General features: G+C 34.7%; 27 protein-coding genes. 23 read left to right on the top strand and 4 right to left on the bottom strand.

Features of this window, described 5'->3' with window-relative positions; genetic code table 11:
- The first annotated feature begins 95 nt into the window (after positions 1-95).
- A complete protein-coding gene (locus D9842_RS08140; RefSeq protein WP_162987362.1) occupies positions 96-668 on the top strand; it encodes an outer membrane protein assembly factor BamE domain-containing protein in 573 nt (190 codons plus the stop codon).
- Between the two features lie 123 nt (positions 669-791).
- Here D9842_RS08140 and D9842_RS08135 read toward each other — a convergent pair whose 3' ends face one another.
- The 3 genes from D9842_RS08135 to D9842_RS08125 all read right to left on the bottom strand — a co-directional run bounded on the left by D9842_RS08135 (position 792) and on the right by D9842_RS08125 (position 3,935).
- The gene (locus D9842_RS08135; RefSeq protein ID WP_121662098.1) at positions 792-2,183 is read right to left on the bottom strand and encodes an MFS transporter; all 1,392 of its coding nucleotides are present in this window, start codon (positions 2,181-2,183) and stop codon (positions 792-794) included.
- A 75-nt stretch (positions 2,184-2,258) separates the two neighbouring features.
- Entirely contained in the window at positions 2,259-3,281 is a 1,023-nt protein-coding gene (locus D9842_RS08130) for a quercetin 2,3-dioxygenase (protein ID WP_121662097.1), read from the bottom strand.
- Between the two features lie 81 nt (positions 3,282-3,362).
- The gene (locus D9842_RS08125; protein ID WP_121662096.1) at positions 3,363-3,935 is read right to left on the bottom strand and encodes a TetR/AcrR family transcriptional regulator; all 573 of its coding nucleotides are present in this window, start codon (positions 3,933-3,935) and stop codon (positions 3,363-3,365) included.
- 401 nt (positions 3,936-4,336) lie between these two features.
- Here D9842_RS08125 and D9842_RS08120 point away from each other — a divergent pair, with 401 nt between their 5' ends.
- The 10 genes from D9842_RS08120 to D9842_RS08070 all read left to right on the top strand — a co-directional run bounded on the left by D9842_RS08120 (position 4,337) and on the right by D9842_RS08070 (position 10,368).
- Positions 4,337-4,759 carry a YdcF family protein gene (locus D9842_RS08120; protein WP_121662095.1) on the top strand — a complete coding sequence of 141 codons (423 nt, stop codon included), beginning with the start codon at positions 4,337-4,339 and terminating at the stop codon, positions 4,757-4,759.
- Between the two features lie 177 nt (positions 4,760-4,936).
- On the top strand, positions 4,937-5,203 hold the full coding sequence (locus D9842_RS08115) for a DUF4190 domain-containing protein (protein WP_121662094.1): 267 nt from the start codon (positions 4,937-4,939) through the stop codon (positions 5,201-5,203).
- 158 nt (positions 5,204-5,361) lie between these two features.
- Positions 5,362-5,508 carry a hypothetical protein gene (locus tag D9842_RS25780; protein ID WP_162987361.1) on the top strand — a complete coding sequence of 49 codons (147 nt, stop codon included), beginning with the start codon at positions 5,362-5,364 and terminating at the stop codon, positions 5,506-5,508.
- Between the two features lie 1,403 nt (positions 5,509-6,911).
- A complete protein-coding gene (locus tag D9842_RS08095) occupies positions 6,912-7,382 on the top strand; it encodes a hypothetical protein (RefSeq protein WP_121662090.1) in 471 nt (156 codons plus the stop codon).
- Positions 7,382-7,876 (top strand): hypothetical protein, encoded by a 495-nt coding sequence (locus D9842_RS08090; protein WP_121662089.1) that lies wholly within the window; start codon positions 7,382-7,384, stop codon positions 7,874-7,876. The genes D9842_RS08095 and D9842_RS08090 overlap by 1 nt, the downstream gene beginning before the upstream one ends.
- A gap of 328 nt (positions 7,877-8,204) precedes the next feature.
- A complete protein-coding gene (locus D9842_RS08085) occupies positions 8,205-8,726 on the top strand; it encodes a GrpB family protein (RefSeq protein WP_121662088.1) in 522 nt (173 codons plus the stop codon).
- Positions 8,727-8,799: 73 nt separating this feature from the next.
- Complete coding sequence (locus tag D9842_RS08080) at positions 8,800-9,201, top strand: hypothetical protein (protein WP_121662087.1); 402 nt, start codon at positions 8,800-8,802, stop codon at positions 9,199-9,201.
- 223 nt (positions 9,202-9,424) lie between these two features.
- Positions 9,425-9,625, top strand: a complete 201-nt coding sequence (locus D9842_RS08075) for a hypothetical protein (RefSeq protein WP_121662086.1) — start codon at positions 9,425-9,427, stop codon at positions 9,623-9,625.
- A 71-nt stretch (positions 9,626-9,696) separates the two neighbouring features.
- Positions 9,697-9,828 (top strand): hypothetical protein, encoded by a 132-nt coding sequence (locus D9842_RS26290; protein WP_257536013.1) that lies wholly within the window; start codon positions 9,697-9,699, stop codon positions 9,826-9,828.
- A gap of 69 nt (positions 9,829-9,897) precedes the next feature.
- On the top strand, positions 9,898-10,368 hold the full coding sequence (locus tag D9842_RS08070) for a hypothetical protein (RefSeq protein ID WP_257536012.1): 471 nt from the start codon (positions 9,898-9,900) through the stop codon (positions 10,366-10,368).
- A 268-nt stretch (positions 10,369-10,636) separates the two neighbouring features.
- Here D9842_RS08070 and D9842_RS08065 read toward each other — a convergent pair whose 3' ends face one another.
- Positions 10,637-12,025, bottom strand: a complete 1,389-nt coding sequence (locus D9842_RS08065) for an MFS transporter (RefSeq protein WP_218975605.1) — start codon at positions 12,023-12,025, stop codon at positions 10,637-10,639.
- 297 nt (positions 12,026-12,322) lie between these two features.
- Between D9842_RS08065 and D9842_RS08060 the strand changes: the two genes are divergently transcribed.
- From D9842_RS08060 to D9842_RS08010, 12 genes are all read left to right on the top strand, one after another.
- Complete coding sequence (locus tag D9842_RS08060) at positions 12,323-15,199, top strand: alpha-L-rhamnosidase (protein WP_121662084.1); 2,877 nt, start codon at positions 12,323-12,325, stop codon at positions 15,197-15,199.
- 283 nt (positions 15,200-15,482) lie between these two features.
- The gene (locus tag D9842_RS08055) at positions 15,483-16,448 is read left to right on the top strand and encodes an alpha/beta hydrolase (RefSeq protein WP_121662083.1); all 966 of its coding nucleotides are present in this window, start codon (positions 15,483-15,485) and stop codon (positions 16,446-16,448) included.
- A 149-nt stretch (positions 16,449-16,597) separates the two neighbouring features.
- Entirely contained in the window at positions 16,598-18,136 is a 1,539-nt protein-coding gene (locus tag D9842_RS08050) for a sigma-54 interaction domain-containing protein (protein WP_212138285.1), read from the top strand.
- 330 nt (positions 18,137-18,466) lie between these two features.
- Complete coding sequence (locus tag D9842_RS08045; protein WP_121662082.1) at positions 18,467-18,805, top strand: cupin domain-containing protein; 339 nt, start codon at positions 18,467-18,469, stop codon at positions 18,803-18,805.
- Positions 18,806-18,830: 25 nt separating this feature from the next.
- Complete coding sequence (locus D9842_RS08040; RefSeq protein ID WP_121664989.1) at positions 18,831-19,610, top strand: SDR family NAD(P)-dependent oxidoreductase; 780 nt, start codon at positions 18,831-18,833, stop codon at positions 19,608-19,610.
- Between the two features lie 34 nt (positions 19,611-19,644).
- Complete coding sequence (locus tag D9842_RS08035; RefSeq protein ID WP_121662081.1) at positions 19,645-20,601, top strand: 3-hydroxyacyl-CoA dehydrogenase family protein; 957 nt, start codon at positions 19,645-19,647, stop codon at positions 20,599-20,601.
- 28 nt (positions 20,602-20,629) lie between these two features.
- Entirely contained in the window at positions 20,630-21,568 is a 939-nt protein-coding gene (locus D9842_RS08030; protein WP_121662080.1) for a cyclase family protein, read from the top strand.
- A gap of 33 nt (positions 21,569-21,601) precedes the next feature.
- Complete coding sequence (locus tag D9842_RS08025; protein WP_121662079.1) at positions 21,602-22,453, top strand: beta-keto acid cleavage family enzyme; 852 nt, start codon at positions 21,602-21,604, stop codon at positions 22,451-22,453.
- Positions 22,454-22,585: 132 nt separating this feature from the next.
- The gene (locus tag D9842_RS08020; protein WP_121662078.1) at positions 22,586-24,070 is read left to right on the top strand and encodes a sodium:solute symporter family protein; all 1,485 of its coding nucleotides are present in this window, start codon (positions 22,586-22,588) and stop codon (positions 24,068-24,070) included.
- Positions 24,071-24,085: 15 nt separating this feature from the next.
- Positions 24,086-24,208: a hypothetical protein gene (locus D9842_RS26285; RefSeq protein WP_257536011.1), complete on the top strand. Its 123-nt coding sequence runs from the start codon at positions 24,086-24,088 to the stop codon at positions 24,206-24,208.
- A 186-nt stretch (positions 24,209-24,394) separates the two neighbouring features.
- A complete protein-coding gene (locus D9842_RS08015; protein ID WP_218975604.1) occupies positions 24,395-25,393 on the top strand; it encodes an amidohydrolase family protein in 999 nt (332 codons plus the stop codon).
- A 138-nt stretch (positions 25,394-25,531) separates the two neighbouring features.
- On the top strand, positions 25,532-26,884 hold the full coding sequence (locus D9842_RS08010; protein ID WP_121662076.1) for an MFS transporter: 1,353 nt from the start codon (positions 25,532-25,534) through the stop codon (positions 26,882-26,884).
- The last annotated feature ends 109 nt before the right edge of the window (positions 26,885-26,993 follow it).

The following is a 26,993-nucleotide window of genomic DNA, read 5'->3' as shown; positions in this document are numbered from 1 at the left end:
ATCGATATTTGAATCCAATACGGTGTAACATTTTTTGGATAATTATGTTAAAATTTCATAGGGTAAATAGGACATTTCGTATAGGAGATATAAAGATGAAACATAACAAATATAGGTTTGGTTGCTTTTCTATTTTATTTGGATATTTTTATGGGCTACTTTATCTAGGTTACATCCTTTTTATTAGTATTGCACATTCTTCGTATAGTTATATAAGTGTTCCTGCTATTCTCATACCATTTATTCTATTTCTCTTAACTATATTCATTATAAGGAAACGAGTCGATATAAAAAATGATAGGAAAGCAAAGCAGAACCTCAACTTTATAATAATTATGGGTACTATTCCTTTTATCGTCTGTACGGTGATGTTAGGGATAAATGAATATAAAACGAACTTCACAACAAAAAAATGGGTTGGAAGTATGTCAGAAAGAGTGTACATAGTTGATGACTTACTAAGCACGTATAATTTAAAAGGAATGACTAAAAGTGAAGTTATAACATTGTTAGGTCCGCCAACTGACACAGAATATTTTAAAAATGAGAAAAATATTGTGTATTATCTTGGTGATGAAAGAGGGATTATTTCTATTGATAGTGAATGGTTAGTCATTGATTTTGATAAGCATGAAAAAGTAACAGATTATGTTGTGCGTACAGATTAGGAGGTTATGTTTTGGGTCAATAAGAATCATCAAAGGAGTTGTCTTTGAGGCAACTCCTTTTGGCAAAGGGTATATTATCATTCGATATCAAACACTAGCTTATTAGAATATATATGATCCAGTTTATATTTTTCGATATACCTTTTTTTCTACTTTGTTTAAGAAGATACTAGAAAAGGTAATCATATATATAATAGAAATTAAAATAACAATTATTCCTAGGGCTGCGAAGATGTTACTATAAATTAAACCCTTTGAATTGATTAAAAGAGGATTTAACTGAATAGTATCTGTTTCTTTTTCAACTGCTACACTAATCAAAGTAGTAGCAATGGAACCCGCAATAAAATTTGTCATCATAAAAATTCCCATCCCAATGCCAGATTGATCTTTTGACAGAGTACTAGATACAGTATTTGCAAGACCTATTTGTATGAAAGTTTGGCCTGTACATGCAAATACTAGGACAAGCATTATAAAATAGGTTGATAGCCCAGAAAGTGTGGAAAGAAAGCAGTATCCGATGAAAAAACATGATAATGCTGTGTATATTAAGTATGTATTGCCTTTATAGTCAGCTAATTGTCCGCCCTTTTTTCCTAATAATGCTGCTGTAAGCGCTCCGGGGAACATAATTAATCCACTCATAAATGGAGAAATTCCGTTAACATTTTGTAAAAGTAGAGGTGTTAAATAAGGAATTCCAAAGCCTATACCAGTACTTAAAGCTGATATTAATATTGCTATTGAGTACTCCTTGTTTTTAAATACTGAGGTTTGGATAAATGGTTGTTCTGCTTTTCGTATTCTCCAAATAAACAGAACTAAAAATATTATACCAGTGGCTGCGAACAATACTGTTTTTTGTGTAATAGTTAGAAGAAGTAGTGAGAGTGTACCAGCAAGTAAAAAAGCTCCAAGCATATCGATTTTTACATGTGGTTTTTGTATTTCGTCTTTTAGATATTTTCTAAATAAGGGCAAAGTGATTAATGATAAAAGTGAAATAACAAATAAATACCGCCAGTTGATAAAGCTTGTTACAAGCCCTGCTACTATAGGCCCGATTGCAGTTCCTAAAGCTGTACCAGCTGAAACGATTCCTAAGGCACGCCCCCTTGTTTCGGGAGTGAAGTACCTTGATGGAATGATCAGGGATGTAGCTGGCATCACAGAAGCACCGGCTGCTTGCAATATTCTGCCGAAAACGGTGATTTCAAAATTGACTGCAGTAAACCCAATGATTGAGCCAATCGCAAAAAGACTTAGTCCAAACGTTAGCAAATTCTTCAACTTAAATTTGTCAGAAAGCTTGCCGTACATAACTGTTCCAATTGCATAGACCACTATATATCCTGTTATAATCCATCCTGCTTCAGAAGGCTGTAAGTTAAAATCTCTCGTTATCGTAGGGACTGCCATATTAAACATAGTAGAATTCATAACTGAGATAACTAATGTAAAAGAAAGCAAGAAAATGAGCTTCTCGCTATCTGAACCTTTAAGTCTAATCATATGTACCTCCATTTATTTGTCTATGGAAGGGAGGGGTGAAATCACATTTTCCCTTCCAGTAGTTCGTTTCTTTAGTTAAATTGACAGATCCTTAGCGAGCTTTAAATCTAGCATGTCAATATTTTGTAATACTCGATCAAATCTCAAGGGTTTAGGTTCACTAGGGAATATATGATGCTCATAAGGGTCACCTAAAATACGGAAAAAAGGTTCAAATAATCCAGAAGCTAATAACCCAATCACTTTCGTATAATGAGAATCTAATCTATAAGAGTGGGTAGTAAAAGCAGGTACATGTAAGAAATCACCTGGATTCATTCTTATTTCCTCTCCATTTGCCCACATAGTCATCTGGCCTTCAAGACAGAAAAATGTCTCAGTATGATGCTCGTGATAGTGATCTACAATTCTTTCACCCATAGGACCTTCAGAGGAAACTAAAATGAATTGTCCATCAGTATTCTTTTGAGTTGCAATAATCCTATGTAGCTGATCGCCAGTTAATAGGCGATCTCCTTCTCCGTTTTCTAAAACATATGGAGCCAACTTACTAGGAACTACATTATTCTCCACAAGCTTTGCATTTCCACCATGTTTCATCTCAAAGAAAAATTCAATATCAGTCGTTATCGTAGCGTCTTGAAATTTTTCATTTGGAATTTCACTTTTTACATGTGGTGGATATTCAACCTTGTCATATGGTTCACCAATAATCGAGTAAAGATTGGCAAGATTACCTTTTGTAGTATAGGAGACAAACTTTGTTCTATGACTCTTCATGCAATAACTATGTATTGTATTAGGCGGAATATGAGCATAGTCACCAGGCAATAGGAGATGCATTTCATCATCAATTGAAAGTTCAAGTTTCCCTTCTAGTACTAATATACCTTCAAAAGTTTTATTGTGTTTGTGGAAAGGGAAAGTATCTCCCTTTCCTCCAGAAAGTAAGACCATCTCAAAAATGTGATCTGTACTTAGAGCATCTGCCATCACAGTAGCAACTTGTCTTCCAAACAAATATCTTTTACCTTCTCCATTTTTTAACAAGTAAGCAACTTTTTTTTGTGGTATTCCTTGAAATAATTGTGTAGTCATTATTGTTTCTCCTCTCGTTAACTAAAATAGACCGGTCTGTCTAATTGTAGGGTAAAGAGGGAGAACATTCTACAGGACATTCTACCCCTTTTTTGAGAAAAGTAATGGGATTGCTTCTGCTATTGCTATAAGTGGGCGAGGGTCCTTGTTTGTAATGGATTGCATAATACCGCCCCCAGTTAAAGAATTAAAAAGAATCCCAGCTTTCTCAGCTAACTCCTGCTCATAACCCGCTTCTTTAAACTTATTCACAATCAGTTGCTCCCAGTTATGAAATGCGTTCATACATGCTAGTCTTAAAGGCTCATTTATTAAAGCTGTTTCACATGCAAGTAAACCGATAGGAATGCCTTTAATGTCCTCAGGTTTCCTAAACTGGTTTGCAGTATCAATAATAAAAGATTGCATAGCCGCTATTGGATTTGACTCATTTTCAAAAAAAGATTTAATTTTTTCCTCAATATACAAACTAGTATATTTTACAGCTTCAATGGCCAATTCTTCCTTCCCGTTAGGAAAATGATGATAAAGTGAACCTTTCGGTAAGCCACTTTCTTTTATAATTTGGTTTAAACCTGTTGCATGATACCCTTGTAATTGAAAAAGCCTTGAGGCAATTTCAAGGATTTTTTCTTTAGAATCTTTTTTTATCATATATAGGAATGCCTCCTAAGTTTTTTATTAAAGTAAAAAAAATATAGTGAAAAAATGTAGGTAGTAGTCTCTAATATGGAACTGTACACTACTACTTAACTATACCATTTTAAATTGTAAAGTAGCTATTAAATGGTGTAGTCAGTTTCACACGCATTAGGGTATGGGGAAAAGCAATCTTTTTTTAGTAAAATCCAAAGAAGAATAGGATATATATGGTAAAATATAATTGTGAGAAATTTTGAGATAAAGTAGACATGGAAGGATGACTATGGAATTTTTTATTATTTTTTGACATGAATCTTCGTTACTACTTTTCATGAACTTGGTTATGCTCTGATAACTATTCTATTATTTAATTTACATTGTGCCTTTTAGGGTAACTAGATAGGATGTGTTGAATGGGAATTAATATATCGCTTTATAAGAATGGATTCGTAAAAAAAGTTATATTTACTGGTGGTAAAGGAAGTGAAAATGATTATACTGAAGCAGAAGTTGCTAAAGATTATGCAATTGAAAATGGTATAGAAGAAAAGGATATTTTAATAGAAACAAAATCGAGAATTACCGAAGAAAATCTCATATATGCCTATGATATTGCGTTAATGAACAAACTAAAAACATTTACTATTGTAAGTGACCCATTACATATGAAACGTGCTATCTTTATAGCAAAAGATATTGGTATGCAAGCATATTCCTCACCTACCCCAAGTACGCAATATAAGTCCTTTAAAAGCCAAACCCCTTTTTTATTTAGAGAGGTATTTCTTTATATTGGATATATATGCAGTTCACCATTTAGAAATAGTCATATTTGAGCATGTTCAAAGCACAAATGTGTAATGTGTTTTAGTGTAACAGGCAAAATTGCTGATCAAAGCAAGCTGTTAATTTGGATATATATGTTAAAGTATAATAAGTATTATAAAAGCTAACCACTAAAATCAACTTGGTAGAAGAGTTTATGTTATAGGGGAATTGGGGTGTAAATTCTGATGGATAGAAAAACTAAAACAAGTAGTCATTCTGTAATTTCCTTATCCATAGGTATTCTTTCCATACTTTTACCATTTCTTGGCTTAGTGTTGGGGGTTATCGGGATTGTTATAGCAAGAAAGGCTCTAAAAGAAATAGAAAAAACAGGTTACATCGGAGGAGGATTAGCAACTTCGGGTTTGATTTGTAGTTCAGTTGGATTTATTATTCAATTGTTTGGCGTGTTAGGGATTATTTCTTTTTATTCTGTATCTAACGTAGGTTAAAAACATTAGGATATTAGAAAAACTTATTTGGAAATGTACTAGACCTTAAACGGTCAAGATAAAATGCAAAATGAAGTGGAGGTTAATGATGAAAGAAACTTCAAATTTAAATAGGTTTGATTTTATGTTAGGTGCTATTAACAATCTTACAGAAGAGGATGCTGAAAATAACTTATGGTTTTGTTAATACAGCTATTACGGGAGAAGGTGGGAATGAAGTTAAATTAGAGATTTTAAATAAGCTATCAGGTATTTATAAGCATATTCCTGAATTAAACGATTTACGTAATAATAACAATAGCTGATTAGTATATGATATTTGAATAAGTAGTTTCTTAAATAAAGGGGTTGCTTTACCTAAATCACGATCACAGATAACAAAAGAGTGTATGTTCAGTGAAAGAATATAACAGTCTACTTTTGAATTAAGTGTATATTAGAACTTAATCGTTTTTTTAGGTGTTTTGTTTGGAATATCTATCAGTCTTCCAACTTTTTTACCTTTATTAAACCTTACTTTGTTAAGCCAATACACAAAAGCATCTGCATTGAAACAAACTCCATAAAACTCATTTCCCTCTTCGTCTATATAAGCTAATTCCCAATAAGGATGATTGCATTCTCTGTTATATAGCCATTTATCAAAATCACTTTGTAATTTTCGGAGGTTTTTCGCTATTTTTGAGGGGCAAGTCATATACTATGTATCGGTTTCATAATTAAATTCAATTTTAACAATCATTCCTTTCACCCTTTCACTTTTCGGAGTCTTTGTACTTTGTCTAATCAAATTTATACTGTTGAGTGAAACTACCTGTTCAAGATTTTTGGAGGTTGCTTTTAATAGGGTATATGCAAAAAATGACACATGGATAATTATGTTAAAAAAGGATGAATTTGTGAAGAAATACAATTAAACTTCCGGGCGAAGTAAATAAGTTGAAATTAGAGTTATTAAACTAATTATAAACATACGAGGGGACTGATTACCAATATGTTTGTAAAGAGCATTAGCTTTCCTTTAGTACATTTTGTAGTCTTGACTACTTGGCAATTAATAGTGAAAAAAGAGATTAAGTGGATAGACAATATAGGTATTTGTTTTATCATGTTCTTGATTTTTTTGTTTTATTATTGGGCGAAGGAACCATACGAATATAAGAAGGAAAATAAAAAATAATACGATCTTACAAAAATTGCTATGTACGAAAAATTGCGTAGACAGATAGTAACAGCAATACTTAACAATGGGAGAGAAATAAATGATTATTGCATCTCTATATATAGGCTGGTTTTTAATGCCTATATTGTGCATCATATTTTGTTTGAATTTAGTAACGATAATGAAAAAGGTTAAGAATGAAGAAAAAACTGCGGTTAATACAGTTTGGCTTACGATTTCTTTTACACTTATTATGTGGTGCATAGCCGTAATAGCATCGGCAAGTGTTCAATAAGTTAATGGTTATAATTGTGAGGTAACAGTTTTTATTCATGATGTTTTTCCCACGTTCCTGCACTTTGGCAGCAGTACTGCATCAGACACCCAACCGAATAAAACAACTTCCTTTTTTTACGGTATTTCATCAAGTTGCTCATTAATATTTATCTGATTTATAGATTAAGTATCGTTTTGTGTCAATAATATACAAGTAAATAGGAGAATCTAAATATTGTTGCTAATTACTTAAGCTAAAGGGTGATATTTATGGTTTTTGCTATCTATTTTTTTGTATCTTGGATTATAACGTTCATTTTCGTGCTCATGCCAAAAAACCTTTCGTTTATGCAAAATTCTTTTGTTTTTCTCCTTACTTTAATAATCAGTATGAATTGGTCTTGGATTATATATGAGGAATTGAAACTAATTAAGCTGTCAACTAACCCAATGGACTATACATCATTTCTAATTAATAGAAGCATAGCTGTTCCATTAATTGTTGTTATCACGATGAATTTGCTTAAGAAATCAAAATCTTTCAATCGATTTATACTCGTCTTATTTTCATCCACTTCATTTTTATCACTACTAGCTTTGGGCGGGATTTATTTTCATGTGACTAAATATATGAATTGGAATTTTGCATTTGATTTCATTTACTTTTTCTTATTAAACATTGTTGCTTATCTATATTTAATAGGCGTAAACGTAATGGAAAATAAAGAGGTGACAAGTTAATGATGCTTTGGGAAAGCTTTGATAAGAATGAAGTCTCTTTACTTTTATTTAATTTACTTGCCTATCTAATTATTTTTTTATTACCTAAGAAATTCACACCAAGGGCAACCTTATTAAGTCTATTCTGGGGTGTTACGATCGGTATGCTGTTCGATTTTACCATTGGTGGGGGCTTGCTTGACTTTTATAGAGTAAGTGATTCAAACAGATACGAAGTATTTGATCTTGTTTATTTCCTACTTTATGCTCCATTTGGCTATTTGTTTTTTTACTTTTATGAAGGTTTAAACATAAATAAGAAAACCGTAGTCATCTACATACTAGGATGGGCACTAATTGGGGTCTTCTTCCAATGGATTTTTGTGAAAATGGAGATTATAACATTTCAAAAAGGATATAAACTTTCATATTCGTTTCCGGTATTTTTAGTTACACAGACAATCTCTGGGATCTATTATGAAAAATTGAGGAAAAATGAAAAAATATTGCGTTGATTTTTAGCTTCAGGTATCTAATGGATCCTCACGAAATTCTAAATTTATTTGTAGCAAGTGCTGTAATTAAAAAAATTTCCATATTTAATGATCATTTGTGAACAAAGAGCTGATACGATTTCTTGAAAATAGGACAAAACCTACACATAACAACTGAATAAATGACAATAAAAATGTTAAAGTAGCACCATAACGCAAATGTGTCATAGCATTTGCGTTTTTCCTTGTTAAAGTTAGATTGAAGAAGGTCCGTTCATTCTGTAAAATAGTATTGTAAAAAACAGGGAACAATTCAATATCCCAGGTCTGCTTTAAAGGTGAAACCAAAATGGATAAAAAAATAATAATTGAAGATTACACTATTAATTGGTCGAAGCAGTTTGAAGATGAAAAAGTTAGACTACATGAAATATTAGATCACAATGTAAAGTCTATTGAACATATAGGAAGTACGTCTGTTATAGGATTAGGTGCTAAGCCTATTTTAGATATAGCTATAGGAGTATATGATTTAGAAATAATTAAAACTTACGTTGTACCATTACAACAAGTAGGTTATGAATTTGTGAATCATACAGATTTTCCAGAAAGACGCTTTTTCAGAAAGGGACAGTGGAGAGCTGGTACACATCACTTGCATTTTTATCAGTTTGAGGGGGAACATTGGAACAATCAAATTCTGTTTAGAAACTATTTGAGAAATAATCATGATGTATTAAAACAATATCATCAATTAAAGCTTGATTTGGCAGCGCAATATCCATTTGATAGAGTTTCTTATACAAAAGGTAAGACAGATTTTGTTCAAGGAGTACTTCGTGAGGCCAAAGCAAAAGGGTTCTTTTGCTAACGAAGCAGGCAAGCCTATGATTTGCTAAAAATAAAAGAATGTTAATTTACTAAGAAGTGAGTGAGGTATATAAATGATAAAGAAACCAAAGGTCATGATTCTTATCATTCTGTTTTCTACTAGCCTAGTTTTAAATCTCTATTTAGGAATTAATAGCTATATTAAAAGCACCTATGCCCCTAATTTAGATGACCAACAGATTTTGGGAGAAATGACACAAATGGTATTAGAAAATGAGCATTACAAAGAAATTGCCTCAAAAGAGAACGTTTATGCGATAAAACAAGGGGTTAGTAGATTCAATGTGGCTGACCCAGCGTCAATTTTTCACTATGAAATTAATGTTCAAACCGAAAAAGAATCCTATATATTTACATGTATTGATGAGAATTGTACAGATGTCTCAAATGAGGGTTGGACGTATTCAAGATATAGTGAGCATGAGCCCATACTTCCTATAAATAAAGAAAATTAATTATATGCTTACATTCCTTTACGATTTTCCATAATTGAAAGCGCAAGATTTTAATATTAGCCAAAAATGATAGCAATATTCAACAAACCAAGCGCCATTCTTGAAAAAAATAGCTTATTCCGAAAATCTATTGTGTAAAATGGTGATTTTTGGAATAATTAGTTTTGTATAGTTGATCATTTCTAATTAAAAACTGCAACTAAAATGAGTGGTGGGTGTTTGAATGGACAAAATTACTGGCACAGGTAATTGGATTGAGATCCTTTCTCTAATACTGATTGTACTTAGTTTCTATTTCAGCTTATCCTTTTTCTATTACTTAAAGTTAGGGGATGAACGAGCTATTAAACAGACGAAATTGGCTGCAGTCATTTGCCTAGCTTTGAGTTTATTTATTCCTGCAATAGTTAACGGATATAAATAATTAGAAGAAGAAATAAAGGCATTGTTTTGCGGTACTATGGGGTAGTTAAAATGTTATCTGAGGTGAAATAAATGATTTTCTTTATCACAATAATTCTAATAGTATTTCTTTTCGATTTTACGAAAATGAGAAATCAAAACGATACATTAATCGAGCAAAACAAAAAGATCATTTCGTTATTAGAAGAAATTAAAAATAAGTAATATGATAAGTTGTTTTGCACTAATAAACAGTTTCAGGCAAATAGCGCAATAGATAAAGAAAGGATCGTTATGGCGATGCTTTTTCTTACAAAAAAACATTATATTGTACGGGATGAGATATGGATTATTATGGTAAAATCATTAGGGGAAGGGGAGGATATTTTGAAAAGATTTATATATATCATCGTCTTAGTTTGCATTTTAGCTGCATGCGGGCCAGATCCCGTTACTTTATCTGATCTTTACCAAAAAGATATTGAAGATGTAACCAAAATAGAAATTATTGATGGAAGTACTGGAGATAAAAAAGTTGTTAATGATAAACAAATTATAGATGCCCTTTTATATAAAATACAAGAAATAAACTTCATTCCAGATGAAAATCAAGAGAGTAGGACTGGTTATTTATTTAATCTTTCTCTCTTTCAAGAAGATGATACTTTTACCTTTTCTCCTAATCAGATTAATGATATTTATTACACTACTGAGCCAAATATCGAACCTATTCTGCAAGAGTTCTATGAAAATCTTAATGAATAGTAAGAATATACTTCTTTAAGCTAAAGCAACTTTATTGAAGAATGAAAGGTGCGCATTTCAATGTTTTTAGACCAACTCTTGGCAAAAAAGTGAAGCAAAGGTTGTGTGGAATGCACGATTTTAAATTTATGCAAAAAAAGCCCTAAAACCTTTGGTTTCAACCTTAGGTTATAAGGGCTATTCTTATGAAATTGAATATATTAATTTACTTTTATAACAATCTAATTCAAATTATACGATAGCGTTTTCAAAGAAATGTGCAAAACGATTACTCATTTGAATCATTTTTCATTTTTGCTATTTCTAGACGATATTTTTCAAGAGGATAATACTTCATACAAACCACAATAATTAAGCAAATGATAGCAGGGATCCCAAAGCGAACGAAATTTAATGTGAACATTGTTGAATCAGGCTGCTGTCCAATAGCTCCTGGAATGTATCCTGATACCGCAAGCAAAGCTAAAATCCCTGAGTTTGTAATAGTACTTCCACATTTTTGGGCAAAGCCTTTAAGGGAAGCGATTGAACCGTTTAATGAAGTTTTTTCTTTTAAATAAATAAAGTCAATTGTATCATTTACTAAAATATTCACCAATGCATTTGACATGGCACCAATAGCTGTAGCGATAAATGAACATACATATAATACGATTAAGTTATCACCGAAAATGAATGCGATTGCATAAAAAACAAATGTTATCAATTGAGTAACTAGCATAGCTTGATGACCCGTTTTAAAGATTTTTAAGGCAATTGGCATAACGACAACCATAGAGACGAGTGCACCAATTGAAATGATCCCCATATAAAATGAAATCAAATCTGGTCTACCAATATAGTACATCATAAAGTACACAGAAGAAGCGAACATAAAACCATATCCTACTGATGCTAAACACCATACTAAGATTAGTGGATAAATTTCTTTATGCTTAAACAATTTCTTTAAATCTGCTGTAAATGGAATTTTTGCTGACGTTGTAATATATTTTTCTTTTGATGTAGTAAACAATCCCCAAAAACATAAGATTGTGATAATACCATAAATCAGCATTAATGGTGTATAACTTCCTCCGAATAATCCAGTAAGCTGTGGTGTAAAGGTTGATCCAATTGTAAAGGCAATAGCGGTAAATGCTGCACCTAAAGTAATGACACTGTTACGCTCTTTATCATTTTTCGTAACAGCAGGAAGAACAGCCATTTGAGGCATGGTTAAAGCTGTTGTACACATATTTACTAAAATATACAAACCACCAATATAAACAATTTTACCAGTTGTATCTAATCCAGTTGGATTTATGAAAAGGAATACACTACTAATAGTAAAAAGAATTGGAACAAATAAAAAATAAGGTCGATAACGTCCCCATCTCGAATTCGTTCGATCGGCAATCGTACCCATGATCGGGTCATTAATTGCATCCCAAAGGGTAGCAACCAACATGATCCCAGCAGCAGCTCCAGCTGAAATACCGACTGTATCCGTCATATAAACGGAGAAGTAACTAGCAATTGTGGCTAGTACCAGCATATGTCCTCCATTAAGGGATGTAGCATGGAACCATTTAAAAGCAGTTGTTACCTCTTTTTTAGCTGGTTGATTTATTTTTACCTCAGATGTTCTAGTTACATTCGTTTCAACTGACATCATTTCACACTCCTTATCATGTTTATCTGTATAATTTTTCAACAAGCGCTTGTAAGTTGTTAATCGTATAGTAGCAAACGCTTACACAGAAAACTATAGTCAAAACAAAGATGTGTTTTGCTCTAATCGAAGATCTAAACATTATAGTCTAGATAATATTAATATAGGAAAATAGATAAAAATTTAGCAACTCACGATAAATCTTTGATTCGAGCAGTACATTACTTTTATTTTACTATTAATTCCTTCTATTTGTTTTGATATGATGGAAACAAACAGAGTAAGAAAGGAACGAAAATAATGTTGAAAATCAGTCAATTAACTTGCGAATACCAACCATTTCTTTTAGGAATAGACATAACGAAACCAAGATTTTCTTGGATGATTGAATCAGATAAAAGAAACACAACACAAGCTTCCTTTCAAATTAAGGTAGCATTTGATGAGCAGTTTACTAGAATTGTATGGGATTCAAATGAAGTAAATAGTGATCAGAGTACTCATATCCAATACGAAGGGGAACCTTTGACACCCTTCACACGATATTTTTATAAAGTAAGAATTTCAGATAACTACGGAAGATCTACTGATTGGAGTACTACAAATTGGTTTGAAACTGCTTTTTTAAAGGATGCTAGTTGGAAAGCAAAATGGATTTCACCGAAAAATCAGGAAGTGGAGGAAGATGTCTTTGCCCTTCGAAATACGTTTTTCTTAGAACAAGACATTAGCTCAGCACGAGTTTATGTGACGTCCTTGGGACTCTATCAACTCTATATGAATGGTAATCAAATTGGAGATGCCTTATTAACGCCAGGATGGACTAGCTATCATCACCGCCTACAATACCAAACATATGATGTCACTGCTCATTTAGTAAAAGGAATCAATGCCCTTGGAATTCTTTTATCTGATGGCTGGTATAAGGGTATGGGCTTTGATAAGCCATATTACTATGGAGAAAACCTATCAGCTTTACTTGAATTACATGTAGTCTATCAAGATGGTAAAAAAGAAATTTTTACAACAAACGAAGAGTGGAAGTCCGGTAAAAGTGCTTTTGTATCATCAAGCATTTACAACGGTGAAACATATGATGCAAGACTTGAGAACAACTGGAGTGAATCAGCTTTTCATGATAACGGCTGGGATCCTGTAGAATGTTCGCTAAAACCTACAGCTCATTTAGTAGCACAAGAAAACGAGCCTGTTCGAGTGACAGAAACGCTTAAGCCGATCCAATACATCGTAACTCCAAACGGGGAAAAAGTATTAGATATGGGACAAAACATGGTTGGTAGGATGAAAATGCGTGTCACAGCACCGAAGGGAACAAAGATTACGTTAAAGCATGCGGAAGTTCTTGATAAAGAGGGAAATTTCTATACAGAAAATCTGCGAACAGCGAAGCAAGAGGTTACTTACATTACAAAAGGTGATGGAGAAGAAACCTATGCACCAACTTTCACGTTCCAAGGCTTTCGTTATGTAAAAGTAGAAGGATACCCTACAGAGGATTTACCATTAGATTCGTTTGAAGGAGAAGTTCTTCATTCTGATATGGAGCGAACTGGTGAATTTATGACTGATAATGAATTAATTAATCAGTTACATAGTAATGTCGTTTGGGGACAAAGAGGCAACTTTGTTGATGTACCAACAGATTGTCCGCAACGAAACGAACGACTTGGTTGGACTGGAGATGCGCAAGTATTTATTGGAACCGCTCTTTATAACTACCAAGGAGCATCTTTCTTTAAAAAATGGCTATTAGACTTAAAAGCAGATCAAAAACCTGACGGACAAGTACCGTTTGTTATTCCTGACATTATACCAGGAGATCAAGTAGCTTCAGGTTGGAACGATGCTGCCACGATTATTCCTTGGACTTTATATCAAGTGTATGGAGACAAGCAAATACTTGAAACGCAATATGAAAGTATGAAGGCTTGGGTGGAAAAAGTAAGAAGCCTTGCAACAAATGAAACAGTATGGGAAGCAAAAATTCAGTTCGGTGATTGGTTAGCGCTTGATGGAGACCCACATTCACCAGTTGGTGCAACTCCAATTCCGTTGATTGCAACGGCATATCATGCTTATTCTACACACATTTTAGCAAAAGCAGCATCTGTTTTAGGATTTGAGAAAGATGCAGATGAGTACTTTGCTTTATATGAAAGAATTGTTGCGGATTTTCAAGCGGAATTTACAACAGCAAACGGAAAAGTGATTGGTGGTACTCAAACAAGCTATATTATCCCACTTGCATTTAACCTGTTAAAAGGCAATGCCGCACAAAAGGCAGCACACGAACTTCACCGTATGATTGTGGCGAATGATTATCACCTAACAACTGGATTTTTAGGAACTCCACATTTGTGTTCAGTATTATCGAAATATGGATATCATGAAACAGCGTTAAGATTATTGCTACAAGAGGATTATCCTTCGTGGTTATTTGAAGTGAAAAGTGGTGCAACAACAATTTGGGAACGCTGGAACAGTATGAATCCTGATGGTACGTTTAACGATTCTGGCATGACATCCTTTAATCACTATGCTTATGGGGCGGTGGCTGAGTGGATGCACAATACAATCGCAGGTATTTCTTTTGATGAAACGACACCTGGTTTTAAGAAAGTAACCATTGCACCTAAAATTAGTTCACTAGGTATGAGCGAAGTCAAAGCGAGCTATAAAACACTTTATGGAGAAGTCATGAGTGAATGGAAGCTTAAACAAGATGAGGTCACTTTGAAGGTTACCGTGCCAGTTAATACAGAGGGGGACATCATCTTACCTACTCAAGCTACGAACGTAACATTAGATGGAGTCGAAAAACAAGGTTCAACGTTTACTCTCGGATCAGGTGACTATTTCTTTACGTTTCAGTTAGCCCAAGTAGATCAAAAGATATTTACTCATGAAAGTGTCCTTGGGGAGTTAATCTACTATCCTGAAGCAAAGGCTTTATTAGAGCAAAATTTAACGAACTTTATGCACGGTGAAATGCCACCACATGTTGCTTTCCAAATGATGAAGGGAATGACATTTGGAGAATGCAAAGTAACTCCTGAGACGGGTATTACTTCTAGTCAAGTCGATGAAATTCTTGATAGTATCAACAAACTAGTAAATAACCAGCTAGAAAGTAATGCGGTTACGATAAATAGCTAAATATTGGTTATAATGAACTTCTTTTCTAATTAAGTTGCAATAGTCGAGGACGATACTTTATGAATATGAACAATAAAGTATCTCCTTTTCTAATGGGAAAATTTATTATGTTTTGAAATAGATAAAGAATGTGCAAAATTTCGCAATAGCTAGCTAGTGAATATTTCGATACTATAGTCTTAGAAAGTGGCATTTCATGTTTTAAACTTGTATTCTATACACTTTTGTATTGAAATTTTTGAAAGCGTTTCCCATAACATGAAAATTTGTAGGAGGAGAAACCATGAAATCAGAAGTGATTACGTTTTATGAAAATCGAGAAGATGTGACCTTAACAACCTATGTGATTTCAGATTCACCAGAATTATTGGGAGGAAAGAAAAGACCTGCCATTTTAATCTGTCCCGGAGGAGCCTACCTTTCTTGTTCTGATAGAGAAGGAGAAGCAGTGGCACTTAGGTTTGCAGCCATGGGGTATCATGCGTTTGTTCTCCGTTATTCAACCTATATGGGAGGAAAGTTTGGTTTTCCAGATTTTCAAAAAGAAATGGAAGTGAATGAAAACTGCATGCATCCTACACCTATGAGAGAAATAGGTAAAGCGATGCTTACGATAAGGGAGCATGCAGAGGAATGGCTAGTAGATGTAGAGAAAATCGCAATCTGCGGATTCTCTGCAGGTGCTCACAATTGTGCCATGTATTCCGTATACTGGGATAAGCCTATTATCCATGAATATTTCACCGAAAAACCAGAAATGTTCAAACCAGCAGCTGCCATTCTTGGATACACATTAAGTGATTATCTTTTCATGCGTTCAATTCCGAAAAGTCCAATTGATCAACAGCTCTTTGAAGTATCTAATCTGGCCCTTACAGGTAGCAAAGAACCTGATGAAGAAACACTTAAAGAAGTAAGCCCAGTGTTGCATGTATCAGAGAGCACACCACCTATGTTCCTTTGGGCTACCTCCGAGGACTCTTTAGTTCCAGCTCAACATACATTAAGAATGGCTCATGCACTTGCTGATAAACAGATTCCATATGAAATTCACATTTATGAAAAAGGTCCTCATGGCTTAAGCCTATCCAATCAAGCTACAGCCCAGGCGAAAAGCCAAATTTATCAAGAAGCTGCAAGATGGATTATAGAAGCAGAGGCGTGGCTTGAAAAAAGATTCTCTTTGAACCTTCCTGAGCTTACACAATTTGAATTAATGGAGAAAGAAAACAACAAGTTGAGAACTTGATAAATTTGCATATAAACAATTAATTAGAACAAGAGACCGCTTTTAGCATACGGTCTCTTACGTTTATTTTTTTAACATAATAGATACCAAAATCATCCTAACTCGTAAAATAACAGCACCCTAAAAAGAGTATAGTAGGAGGTCAACAAATGGAAGAAACAGTTTCTCTTATAATCAGTTCTGACCATAAAAAGATGCTCCATGAGATCGCCAATTGTACAAAAATGAAGGAAAATGACATTTTACAAAAGCTAGTGGAAGATTATTATTTTAGTATAAGTGGAAGTGTTGGCTCGCCTAAACAAAAAATAAAGTCTAAACCTATTATTATCGATGGCTTTGATATTGGTGATGAGGTTTCAGATGGAATTATTGTTATTGATAATAAAGGGTTTGTTCTCCGGATAAACAAAGCCTACTCAAAAATTACAGAAATAAACGAGAAAGACATTGTTGGTAAGCATGTACAAACATTTGTTGATCAAAAATATTTTAGTCACTCTGCCTCATTATTAGTATTAAAAGAGAAAAGAAAGGTGTCTATTTTATCAACTGTTACAGCTAATAAGAAAAAGGTTCTATTAACAGGGACCCCTATTTTTGATAATGACGGTGAAATACAGCAAGTTTACACGATTATGAGAGATTTGACCGAGCTCATACGATTAAAAGAACAACTTGAAGAAAAAGAAAAGGAAAATATTCGATATTATGAAGCTTTAAAATACGTTAACGAAAATAAAAACAAAACAGATTTTATTGGTCAATCTCCTGCGATCTTTCACATCAAAAATTTAATTGAACAGGTTTCACAAACGGATGCAACAGTTTTAATTACGGGAGAAACGGGAGTAGGAAAAGAAGTCATTGCAAGTGAGGTTTATAAACATAGCTCTAGAAAAGATCAGCCGTTTATTAAAGTGAATTGTGCAGCTATACCTGAAACTCTACTAGAATCTGAATTATTTGGTTATGAAAAAGGAGCGTTTACAGGAGCGCAACAAAAGGAAAAATTAGGATTGTTTGAATTAGCGAATAGAGGGACACTTTTATTAGATGAAATTGGTGAAATGCCAATAAAATTACAATCTAAGCTCCTGAGATGTCTTCAAGAAAAAGAAATAACTAGAGTTGGAGGCACTCGTCCAATAAAGATAGATGTAAGGGTCATTGCAGCAACCAATCAAAACATTTTAAAGCAAATAAAAGAAGGATTATTTAGAGAAGATCTATATTATCGATTGAATGTAATTCCAATTAAAATACCAGCTTTAAGGGACAGAAAAGACGATATTTATTTGTTGCTTCATTATTTTCTTGAAAAGTTTAATAAAAGATATAATAAACAGAAAAAAATAGACCCAGAAACTGCTGATTTTCTAACCACCTATCATTGGCCAGGAAATGTTAGAGAATTGGAAAACACAATTGAGCGGCTAGTGATCATTGGGGATAATCAATACATAAATGTTGATAAAGTGATCTTAACATTAGGGGAAGATAGCACTTCAAATCAATTCGTGCAACAAACTTTTTCCTTAAAAGAAGCAGTGGAAAAGGTAGAAAAAGAACTTATTTGCAATGCACTAAAAAAATACGGCAGTACCCACAAGGCAGCAAAGGTTCTAGGTGTTACGCAGCCAACTGTAGTAAGAAAAGCAAAATCTTTAGGTATAACAGAATGGTAAAGTTAAATGGGTGATACATTTTTGTATCAGTTGATACAAAAATGTATCAATTAAAAGAACATACTAGAAATACTTAATACTAGAGTAATAGAGACAAGAACCTGATACATTTTTGTATCAGGTTTATTTTTTAATCATAATTATTTTCAGCATAGTTTAAGGTGGTTAAAACATTGAATGATAAGGGATTAACAAATTTTCAACTTATAAAATATCGATTTGGCACGCAACTTGCATTACTAAAAGTGTAAAGAGAATGTTGCTTCTATTTGTTCGGTACTTACAAAGTAGGTAAAGATAGAAAATCGTTCTTGAAAGGAGGTGAAGGAAATGAAAGCGGTTAAATTCAGCGAAGTAAATCCATATAAAGCACTATTACATTTTGATTGTTCCACTTTAAAGTTACACGGCACGGAAGAAACAGGGGCTACTAAGTTTTGGATGGGAATGACTCATTTTCTTCCTAATGGTGGAGCTGACTATGCTTATGAAGATTCACCAAGTGAGAAAATCTATGTGGTGTTAGAAGGGGAAGTTGTCATAGAAACAAAGACGGAGAGAGTGGTCTTAAAAAAATATGATAGCATCTTTATCCCACCTTTTGAAGGTAGGTCGATTATTAACGAAACAAATGAACCAGCCACAATGCTGGTGGTTGTTAATTACTAAAAATTGATAAAGGATGATTTTTGTGGTGAATCAAGACTTTGTGAATAATCTTTATGATATTAAAGGAAAGGTTGCGATTGTAACAGGTGCAACTGGAGCACTTGGAAAAGCTGCAGCATGGGGCTTTGCCTATGCTGGTGCAAAGGTGATGCTCACAGCAAGAACTCAGTCTAAACTTCAATCTCTTTATGATGAAATGAAAGCTCAAGGACTAGAATGTGCCTATCATATAGGGGACCCAATAATAGAAAGTGATGTTGATCATGTTGTTGCTGCAACGGTTAAAGAATTTGGTGGGATTGACATTTTACTTTGTGCGGCAGGAATGAATAATCCAAAGCCTATTTTAGAACAGCCAACTGAAGAATGGGAAGCAATAATGGATGCCAACATTAAAGGGACATGGTTGTACTGTAAAAAGGTCGGGCAAATATTAAAGGACCAAGGCAGAGGTGGAAAAGTCATTCTTGTCTCATCCACTAGAGGAAAACTTGGTATGAAAAATTATACAGCATACAGCCCTTCGAAGGCAGCAATTGATTTGATGGCAAAATCACTGGCATGTGAGTGGGGAGAATACAGAATTAATGTGAACGCCATAGGGCCAACCGTTTTCCGTTCTGATCTAACAGAGTGGATGTTTACGGATGACACAGCAAGAACGAAGTTTCTGACGCGAATTCCAATCGGAAGATTAGGTGAACCAGAGGACTATGTGGGAGTATGCAATTTCTTAGCCTCATCTGCTAGTAACTTTATAACAGGAACAACCATATACGTGGACGGAGGATACTTGGCTGGTTAAAAAATAGGAGGCTATCGGCCAAGGGGGGAACAGATTGAATACGAATTTTAGAAAAGTCGCCATTTGTGGTTCAGGGTTAATGGGAACCGGTATCGCACAAGTATTTGCTAACTATGGGGTTGCTGTTGCGATATATTCTGTTGAAGATACAGAGGCCGAGGTTATAAAAAAAGTAGACTCAGATTTACGTATGTTGGTAGATCGAGAGTCTTTTTCGATAGAGAAAGCACAAGATACGTTAGCGCGAATACAGGTCTCGAATGATTTGGAAAAAACAATAGAAGATGCTGATTTAGTTGTAGAGTGCATTCCAGAAAAGATGAACTTAAAACAAACTCTTTTTGAGAGATTGGATCGGATTTGTGATCCTCATGTTATTTTAGCAACAAATACATCAGTTATGAGTATTACAGAAATTGCTAAAAAAGCTAAATTAAAGAACCGAATCCTAGGAACTCATTTTTGGAATCCTGCGTTTTTAATACCGTTAGTAGAGGTTGTGCGTACGGAGGACACTTCAGAAGAAGTGATAGGGCGCACGATTAACATTTTAAATGCAGTCGGTAAACATCCAATTCGGGTGAATAAAGATGTACCAGGATTTGTTGCCAATCGGTTGCAGCATGCCTTATGGCGTGAAGCCATATCAATTGTTGAAAATGGAATTGCTGATGCAATAACTGTTGATGAATCGATTAAATATAGTTTTGGGATGAGACTTCCTGTGCTGGGGCCTATTGAAAATGCGGATATGGTTGGGACCAATTTAACCCTAGCCATTCATCATTATCTACTAAAACATCTTGAAAATTCAACAGAGCCTTCTCCATTATTAGTAGAAATGGTCGAAAAGGGAGAGCTTGGTTTTAAGTCCGGAATGGGCTTTCGGCAATGGTCAAAGGAAGAAATGATAGAATCTAGGCGAAAGTTAAACCATTATTTAATAGATGTAGAGAAAAGAAATCACAACAAACCAATAAAAAACAATTAACAATAGGAAAACTTAGGAGGAATTTACAATGGGTAAAAAAGTATTAGTTGATTTAAGTCATCCTTTTCATGCAGATATTCCGGTATGGCCGTACTTTGCAAAGCCAAAAATTGACACGATGCATAACCTTTCAAAAAGTGGAGTACTTACTCAAAAAATAGATGTTGTCATGCATTGTGGTACACATGCAGATGCCCCGCGTCATGTGATGGAATACGAGTTTGACGGAAGACGTGCACGTTATACCCATGAAATGCCTTTAGATGCTTATTATGGAGATGCTGTTTGTCTTGATATTCAGGTAGAGCGTTGGGGTCTAATCAAAGCATCACATCTTGATGATGCATGCAAACGAGCAAATATTAAACCAGAAGAACTTAAAGGAATGGTAGTTTGTTTGCGAACAGGGATGCACCTAAAATTTGATGAAAGCAAGGAATACTATCATTATTCCTGTGGTACTGGAAGAGAAGCTGGAGAATGGTTTGAAAAATATCAACCAAAATGTGTGGCAATGGATATGCAAGCTCTTGATCATCCTCTTCATACAACTATGGGCAAAAACGGAGGTTCACTTGCAATGAATCTTGATGGCTATTCGGGAAGAACCATAACAGAAGAATACATTGAGCAATTTGGAATGGAGGCATTTGCTGAATTTAACAAAGAAACGTACATCGAAACATTTGGAAAAGAAAAATATATGCAAGCCTTTGGCAAACTTGAAGAACATGGCTTAGAAGGAACTTGGGAACCGTGTCATAAACTCATGTTAGGAAACGGTATCGTTGGGATCGAAAACCTTGGTGGTGACCTAGATAAAGTTGTAGGCAAACGCTTTAAATTCATGGCCTTCCCAATTCGTTGGTGGTTAGGTGATGGGTCAATGGTGCGCTGTGTGGCAGAAATTGATGAAGATGATGTAAATGATGCTCCAGAGCGTGTTTATCCATTCGGAGCTCTTTAATAAAAATTTTCTATAAAAGGTGGGGAAGAGAAATTGGGAGAGTTTGAGTCAAAAGTCATTTTAACCGTAGCGCCTACTGGAGCTTGGCCAACAAAAAAAGAAACACCATATGTTCCTTTACAGCCTGAGGAAATCGCAGATGAAGTTTATGCTTGTTATCAAGCAGGAGCTTCGATTGCACATATTCATGTTCGAGACGATGAAGGAAACGCATCGATGAGCTTTGAAAAGTTTGAAAAAACAGTAAAGCTGATTCGTGAACGTTGTGATATCGTGCTGAATTTGACCACATCTGGTGGGATCGGCTTAATGGACGATGTTCGAATAAAGCCTTTTGTTGAGTTAAAACCCGAAATGGCATCGTTTGATTGTGGTTCAATGAATTGGCAGCACTCAACTGTTTTTGAAAATAGCCCTAAGTTTTTAGAAAAACTCGGGCAAACCATGCAAGAACATGAAGTAAAGCCGGAAATTGAAATTTTTGATGCAGGAATGGTTTATAATGCCCTCTATTATTTTAAAAAAGGAATTTTAAAGGCACCCCTACATTTTCAATTTGTGTTAGGTGCTGCTGGTGGAATGGCGGCAACAGTAGAGAATTTAGTGTTCTTAAAAAGCTTAATTCCTGAAGGATCGACGTGGAGTGCGTTTGGGATTGGGAAGGGACATTTACCAATTCTTTATGCGACATTAGCATTAGGAGGACACTTACGCGTTGGTATGGAGGATAATATTTTTTATGCTAAAGGGCGATTAGCGAAATCGAATGTAGAGTTTGTAGAAAGAACAAAAAGAACAGTAGCTGAAATTGGAAAGGAAATTGCTACTCCAGATGAAGCAAGGAGTATGTTAGGTCTTAAAATACCATCAAATATGAACCAATAATACAGAAGGTACAATGATTTCAATTGCCTCTTAGTATGACTCATCATCGTTAGTTGTCTAAGAGGCATTCATTGTGACCACCATTACATTGGGTGAAGAGGATCGTCATTCGTACGATTTGGAGGAATGATAATGAACTATACAGTATTAGTTGTTGTTCTTTTATATGAAATACTTTCAGTAGTTGGGATTGGATTGTATTTAGCTCGTGTTTCGAAAAAAGAAAAGGATTCCTTTTTACTATCAAACCGGGATTTGCCAACTGCAATCGTTGGGGTGACATTCGCTTTAACTGTTTTAGGATCAGCTCATGTATTTGGATTGATGGAGATGGCATGGAATATCGGAATGGCGAGTATGTGGTTTTCGTTTGCTCATGTTGCATTAATATGTGTGATTTGTTTAGCTACTGGAAGATGGGTAAGAAGATTGCAAATTTCGACTGTCCCAGAGCTAATTGAATTGCTCTTAGGAAAAAGACTGAGGATTGCCGTTGCTTGTGTGATGGCTGGTTCTATTTTTGGATTGCTTTCAATGGAAACTCAAACGATCGGTATTGCTTTTTCAGCCATGACAGGTTGGTCGATTCGTCAAGGGATGGTATTAGGAGCTGTCCTAGGGATATTATACGTAATCATTGCTGGAATGAAGGAAATTGGTTGGGTCAATCTAGTCAATACAATTGTAATGTATCTGGGGGTAATTGTTGCAGCTATTTATCTCACATTTGCCTTACCAGGAGAAGGGTGGAAGGAGGTTTCTGACTATCATACACTGACTCAAGGTCAAGAATTCATGGTCAATATAATGGGAAATCCGTCTATATGGTTTACTTTCGCATTAGCAAATATGATAGCGGTTCCATTTGCTCAAGGAATCAGTCAAATGGCATTACAAACAGCGATGTCGGCTAAAAGTGAAAAAGTAGTAAAAAAGACACTATGGATTGCTGCACCGATAAATGGAATGTTTGGGGTGTTTGCCGTTCTTGTTGGATTAGCAGCAAAATCGATCCCAGAATTTGCTGCATATGGGCCCAAAATGGGTGGACCGATGCTTTTAGTAACACTTTTGCCTGAATGGTTAGTAGCTTGGTTGTTAGCTAGTTTCCTTGGTGCATTACTCTCTACTTTTGCTATGAATGCAATGGCCCCAGCCACAATTTTTGTGAAAGATATATATGGAAGATTATATGAACCTCATTTAAGTGAAGAGAGGACGACTAAATTAGCTCGTATCATGATTGTGATCTTAGGAATCATATCCGTTGCTGTCGCTTTTACATTGCCACAAATCATTAATGGTGTAACGTGGTTGTTTGGTTGGCTTGTTCCTGTATTTTGGGTTGTTATTTATGCTCTGTTCTGGAAAAGAAGCACAAAAGCAGCGGGAATTACTCTTGGGGTTACATGGGTAATCAACCTACTATGGTCATTTTCTGCTCTACCTAAAGTTCTTCACTTACAATTTTTACAGAACGCAGTTGTGACATTCATTATGGCAATTGTTTTGGGTACTGCTCTTCATTATTTTATGGAAGGAAAGCCTGGCTTTTTTAGAATGGAGAAAGAAATGCAAGAACATGAGCGTCAAAAGCTGGATGAGCAAACTGCCTAAATAGGAGGGAAGAACATGCTATTAGTAGAAGCGACGATAGAAACGGCTGTGATCATCTGTATTATTTGTGGAATCTCAAGTATTGTGGGTTTTCTAGTAGATAAGAAGGTTCAGAAAAAGGTGAGAATGGATGGGTGAACTAGTATGGATGTTAGGAATAGTAGGAGTTATGTTGGCTTATGCAGTTTGTGCGTTTTACTTTTCACATAAAGCGAAAAAGAAATCATAATATGACACCTTTCTTCAAAATAATCAATGGCTATATATTATATTGAAAGGGCTTACATCAATAAGTAGATTACATTTTTATTAAAGGAGAGCAAAATGATGAGAAAAATAGATTTTGAGAATCACTTTTATGACCAAAGCTTTATTGATGCTTTAATAAAAAGGAACCAACCTCCATTATATGATCCAACAAGCAAGGTCCTAACTTGGTCGGAAGGAATAACAATGCCGCAGAATATATTATTACCTCAGCTATTAGAGGTAGCAGAAAAGCGGAGCCAGCTAATGAAAGAACAAGGAATAGATATGGCAGTATTAAGCAGCTCACCAGGGCTAGAGCAACTTGATATAGAAGAGAGCATTTTCCTATGCCAAAAGGCAAATGATGCCCTAGCAGAAGTTATCAAAAACTATCCAACTCAATATTTAGGAAGTGCCGTTTTACCGGTAAAAGATCCTGTAGCGGCCTGTACTGAATTAGAAAGATGTGTGAAGGAATATGGATTTGTTTGCTGGCACACTCATTCTAATTATGGTGAAACGTCTCCTGATGAAGAACTGTACCGTCCAATTTTCAGGAAAGCAGTGGAGCTTGGTGTTTATGTATATTTACATCCGCAGCTGCCAAATGGAGGCAGAACTGATGGATATGGCTTTACCGTAGCTGGACCAGGTCTAGGTTTTACATTAGATACGATGATTACCATCACGAAAATGATTGTTTCAGGTCTTTTTGACGAATTACCAAATTTAAAAGTTGTACTAGGTCATCTTGGGGAAGGGATTCCGTTTCTGCTAGAACGAATGGATAATCGATTAAATTTTCTTCCTAATCCGCAAATCAAATGTAAGGAAGAAGCAAGCTACTATTTTAAAAACAATATTATGGTAACGACTAGTGGGAATATGTGTAAAGAAGCTTTTGCTTGCACAAAAAATGTTCTGGGTATAGACAATATATTGTTTGGCAGTGATTATCCGTATGAGTCGCTTCCAGATATGATGGAGTTTCTTGCAAATGTCCCACTTACAGATGATGAAAAAGAGAAACTCTATTATAAAAATGCCATCGATAAACTAGGGATTATTATCTAATATCAGACAGGAAGTAAAGCACTAACTTTTTATACTTAGCAACCTGTTGACCAATTGTACTTCATACAAGTTGATGAAAAATTTAATAGAAAATAAATAGCATTTATAAACAGATTGCTTAATTAAAGGAGGATCACTATGTCCGTTATGAACGGTTATGAAATAATTGCTAAAAGTAAATTTAGTAAATTTCATCTTTATATGTTTCTCTTACTTTTCATCATTATGTCTTTTGATGGATATGATATGGTCATATATGGAGCAACTTTGCCAGTCCTATTTGAAGCATTAAAAATGGATCCAGCACAAGCGGGGTTAATTGGAAGCTGTGCGCTTGTTGGTGCTGCTGTTGGAGCCCTATCATTTGGGTTTATGGCAGATAAAATCGGCCGAAAAAAAGTGATTATCATTTGTACTATTTTATTTAGTGTTGGAAGTATTTTATCTGGTTTTTCTAATAGTATCTACACATTTGGTTTCTTTCGGTTTATTGCTGGCTTAGGTTTAGGTGGAGTCATGCCTAATGTTGTGGCACTTACTACAGAATATTCTCCACGAAAGAATAGAGCGATTATGGTAGCTGCTATTTTCTCAGGTATGCAAGTAGGAGGAATATTAGCAGCAGGAATGACGATGTGGCTATTAGGTGAAGTAGGTTGGCGGGTTTTATACTTTATTGGCGGCGCCCCATTAGTAATTGTTCCTTTCTTACTAAAATCTTTACCAGAATCGGCAAATAGCTTAGTTAAAAATAATAAAATAGATGAACTAAAACGTATTCTGCATAAATTAAATCCTACTTTCAATTTAACAAATAATGTAACCTTTGATGGAAATGATGAAGAGAAAAAGTCTTCTATTAAATCGTTATTCAGTGAAAATAGAACGCTAAGCACCATTTTTATCTGGGTTGTATTTTTTATGAATATGTATATGATATTTGGCTTAGGCACTTGGCTACCGCAATTAATGATTAACGCAGGATTCGGACTCGGTTCAGGGTTGTTGTTTTTACTCACGTTAAATATAGGTGCTCTTTTTGGAAGTAATATAGCTGGTGTGATTGCTGACAGAATTGGGTACAGACCTACGCTAGTAGGATTATATCTCATTGCCTTTCTATCAATCTCTTTATTAAGTATGACGACAAATTTTTATGCAGTCATCATTCTTGTCGCACTTGCAGGAATAGGATTTTATGGAGGACAAAACGTTGGAAATGCATATGTTTCTCTTTTTTATCCTCCGTCTATGAGATCAACTGGAATGGGGTTTGCCTTTGGCTTAGGAAGATTAGGTGCCATCTTCGGCCCTGTTATAGCTGGATTTATCGTTTCATGGGGAATGGCTATACAAGTGAACTTTTTAGCTCTAGCTATTCCTGGTCTAATTGCAGCTGTATCTGTATTAATGATTCGAGAAAAGCATAGCTATCTTTCTCAATCAAATGATGTTCAGAAACCAGGAGATGGTGGGGTAAAAGTCATTTAATCTCTTAGTGTTTCAAAACAATATTGATAGTCAAACCTGAATGAAACCGCACAGTATTGACTGTACGGTTTTTTGTCGTTTATATAGAGGGTTAAATTTAATGGTAGAG

Origin of the sequence: Metabacillus litoralis (genome assembly GCF_003667825.1) — a bacterium.
Lineage (GTDB): Bacteria > Bacillota > Bacilli > Bacillales > Bacillaceae > Metabacillus > Metabacillus litoralis_B.
This window is presented reverse-complemented; position numbering and strand designations above follow the sequence as displayed.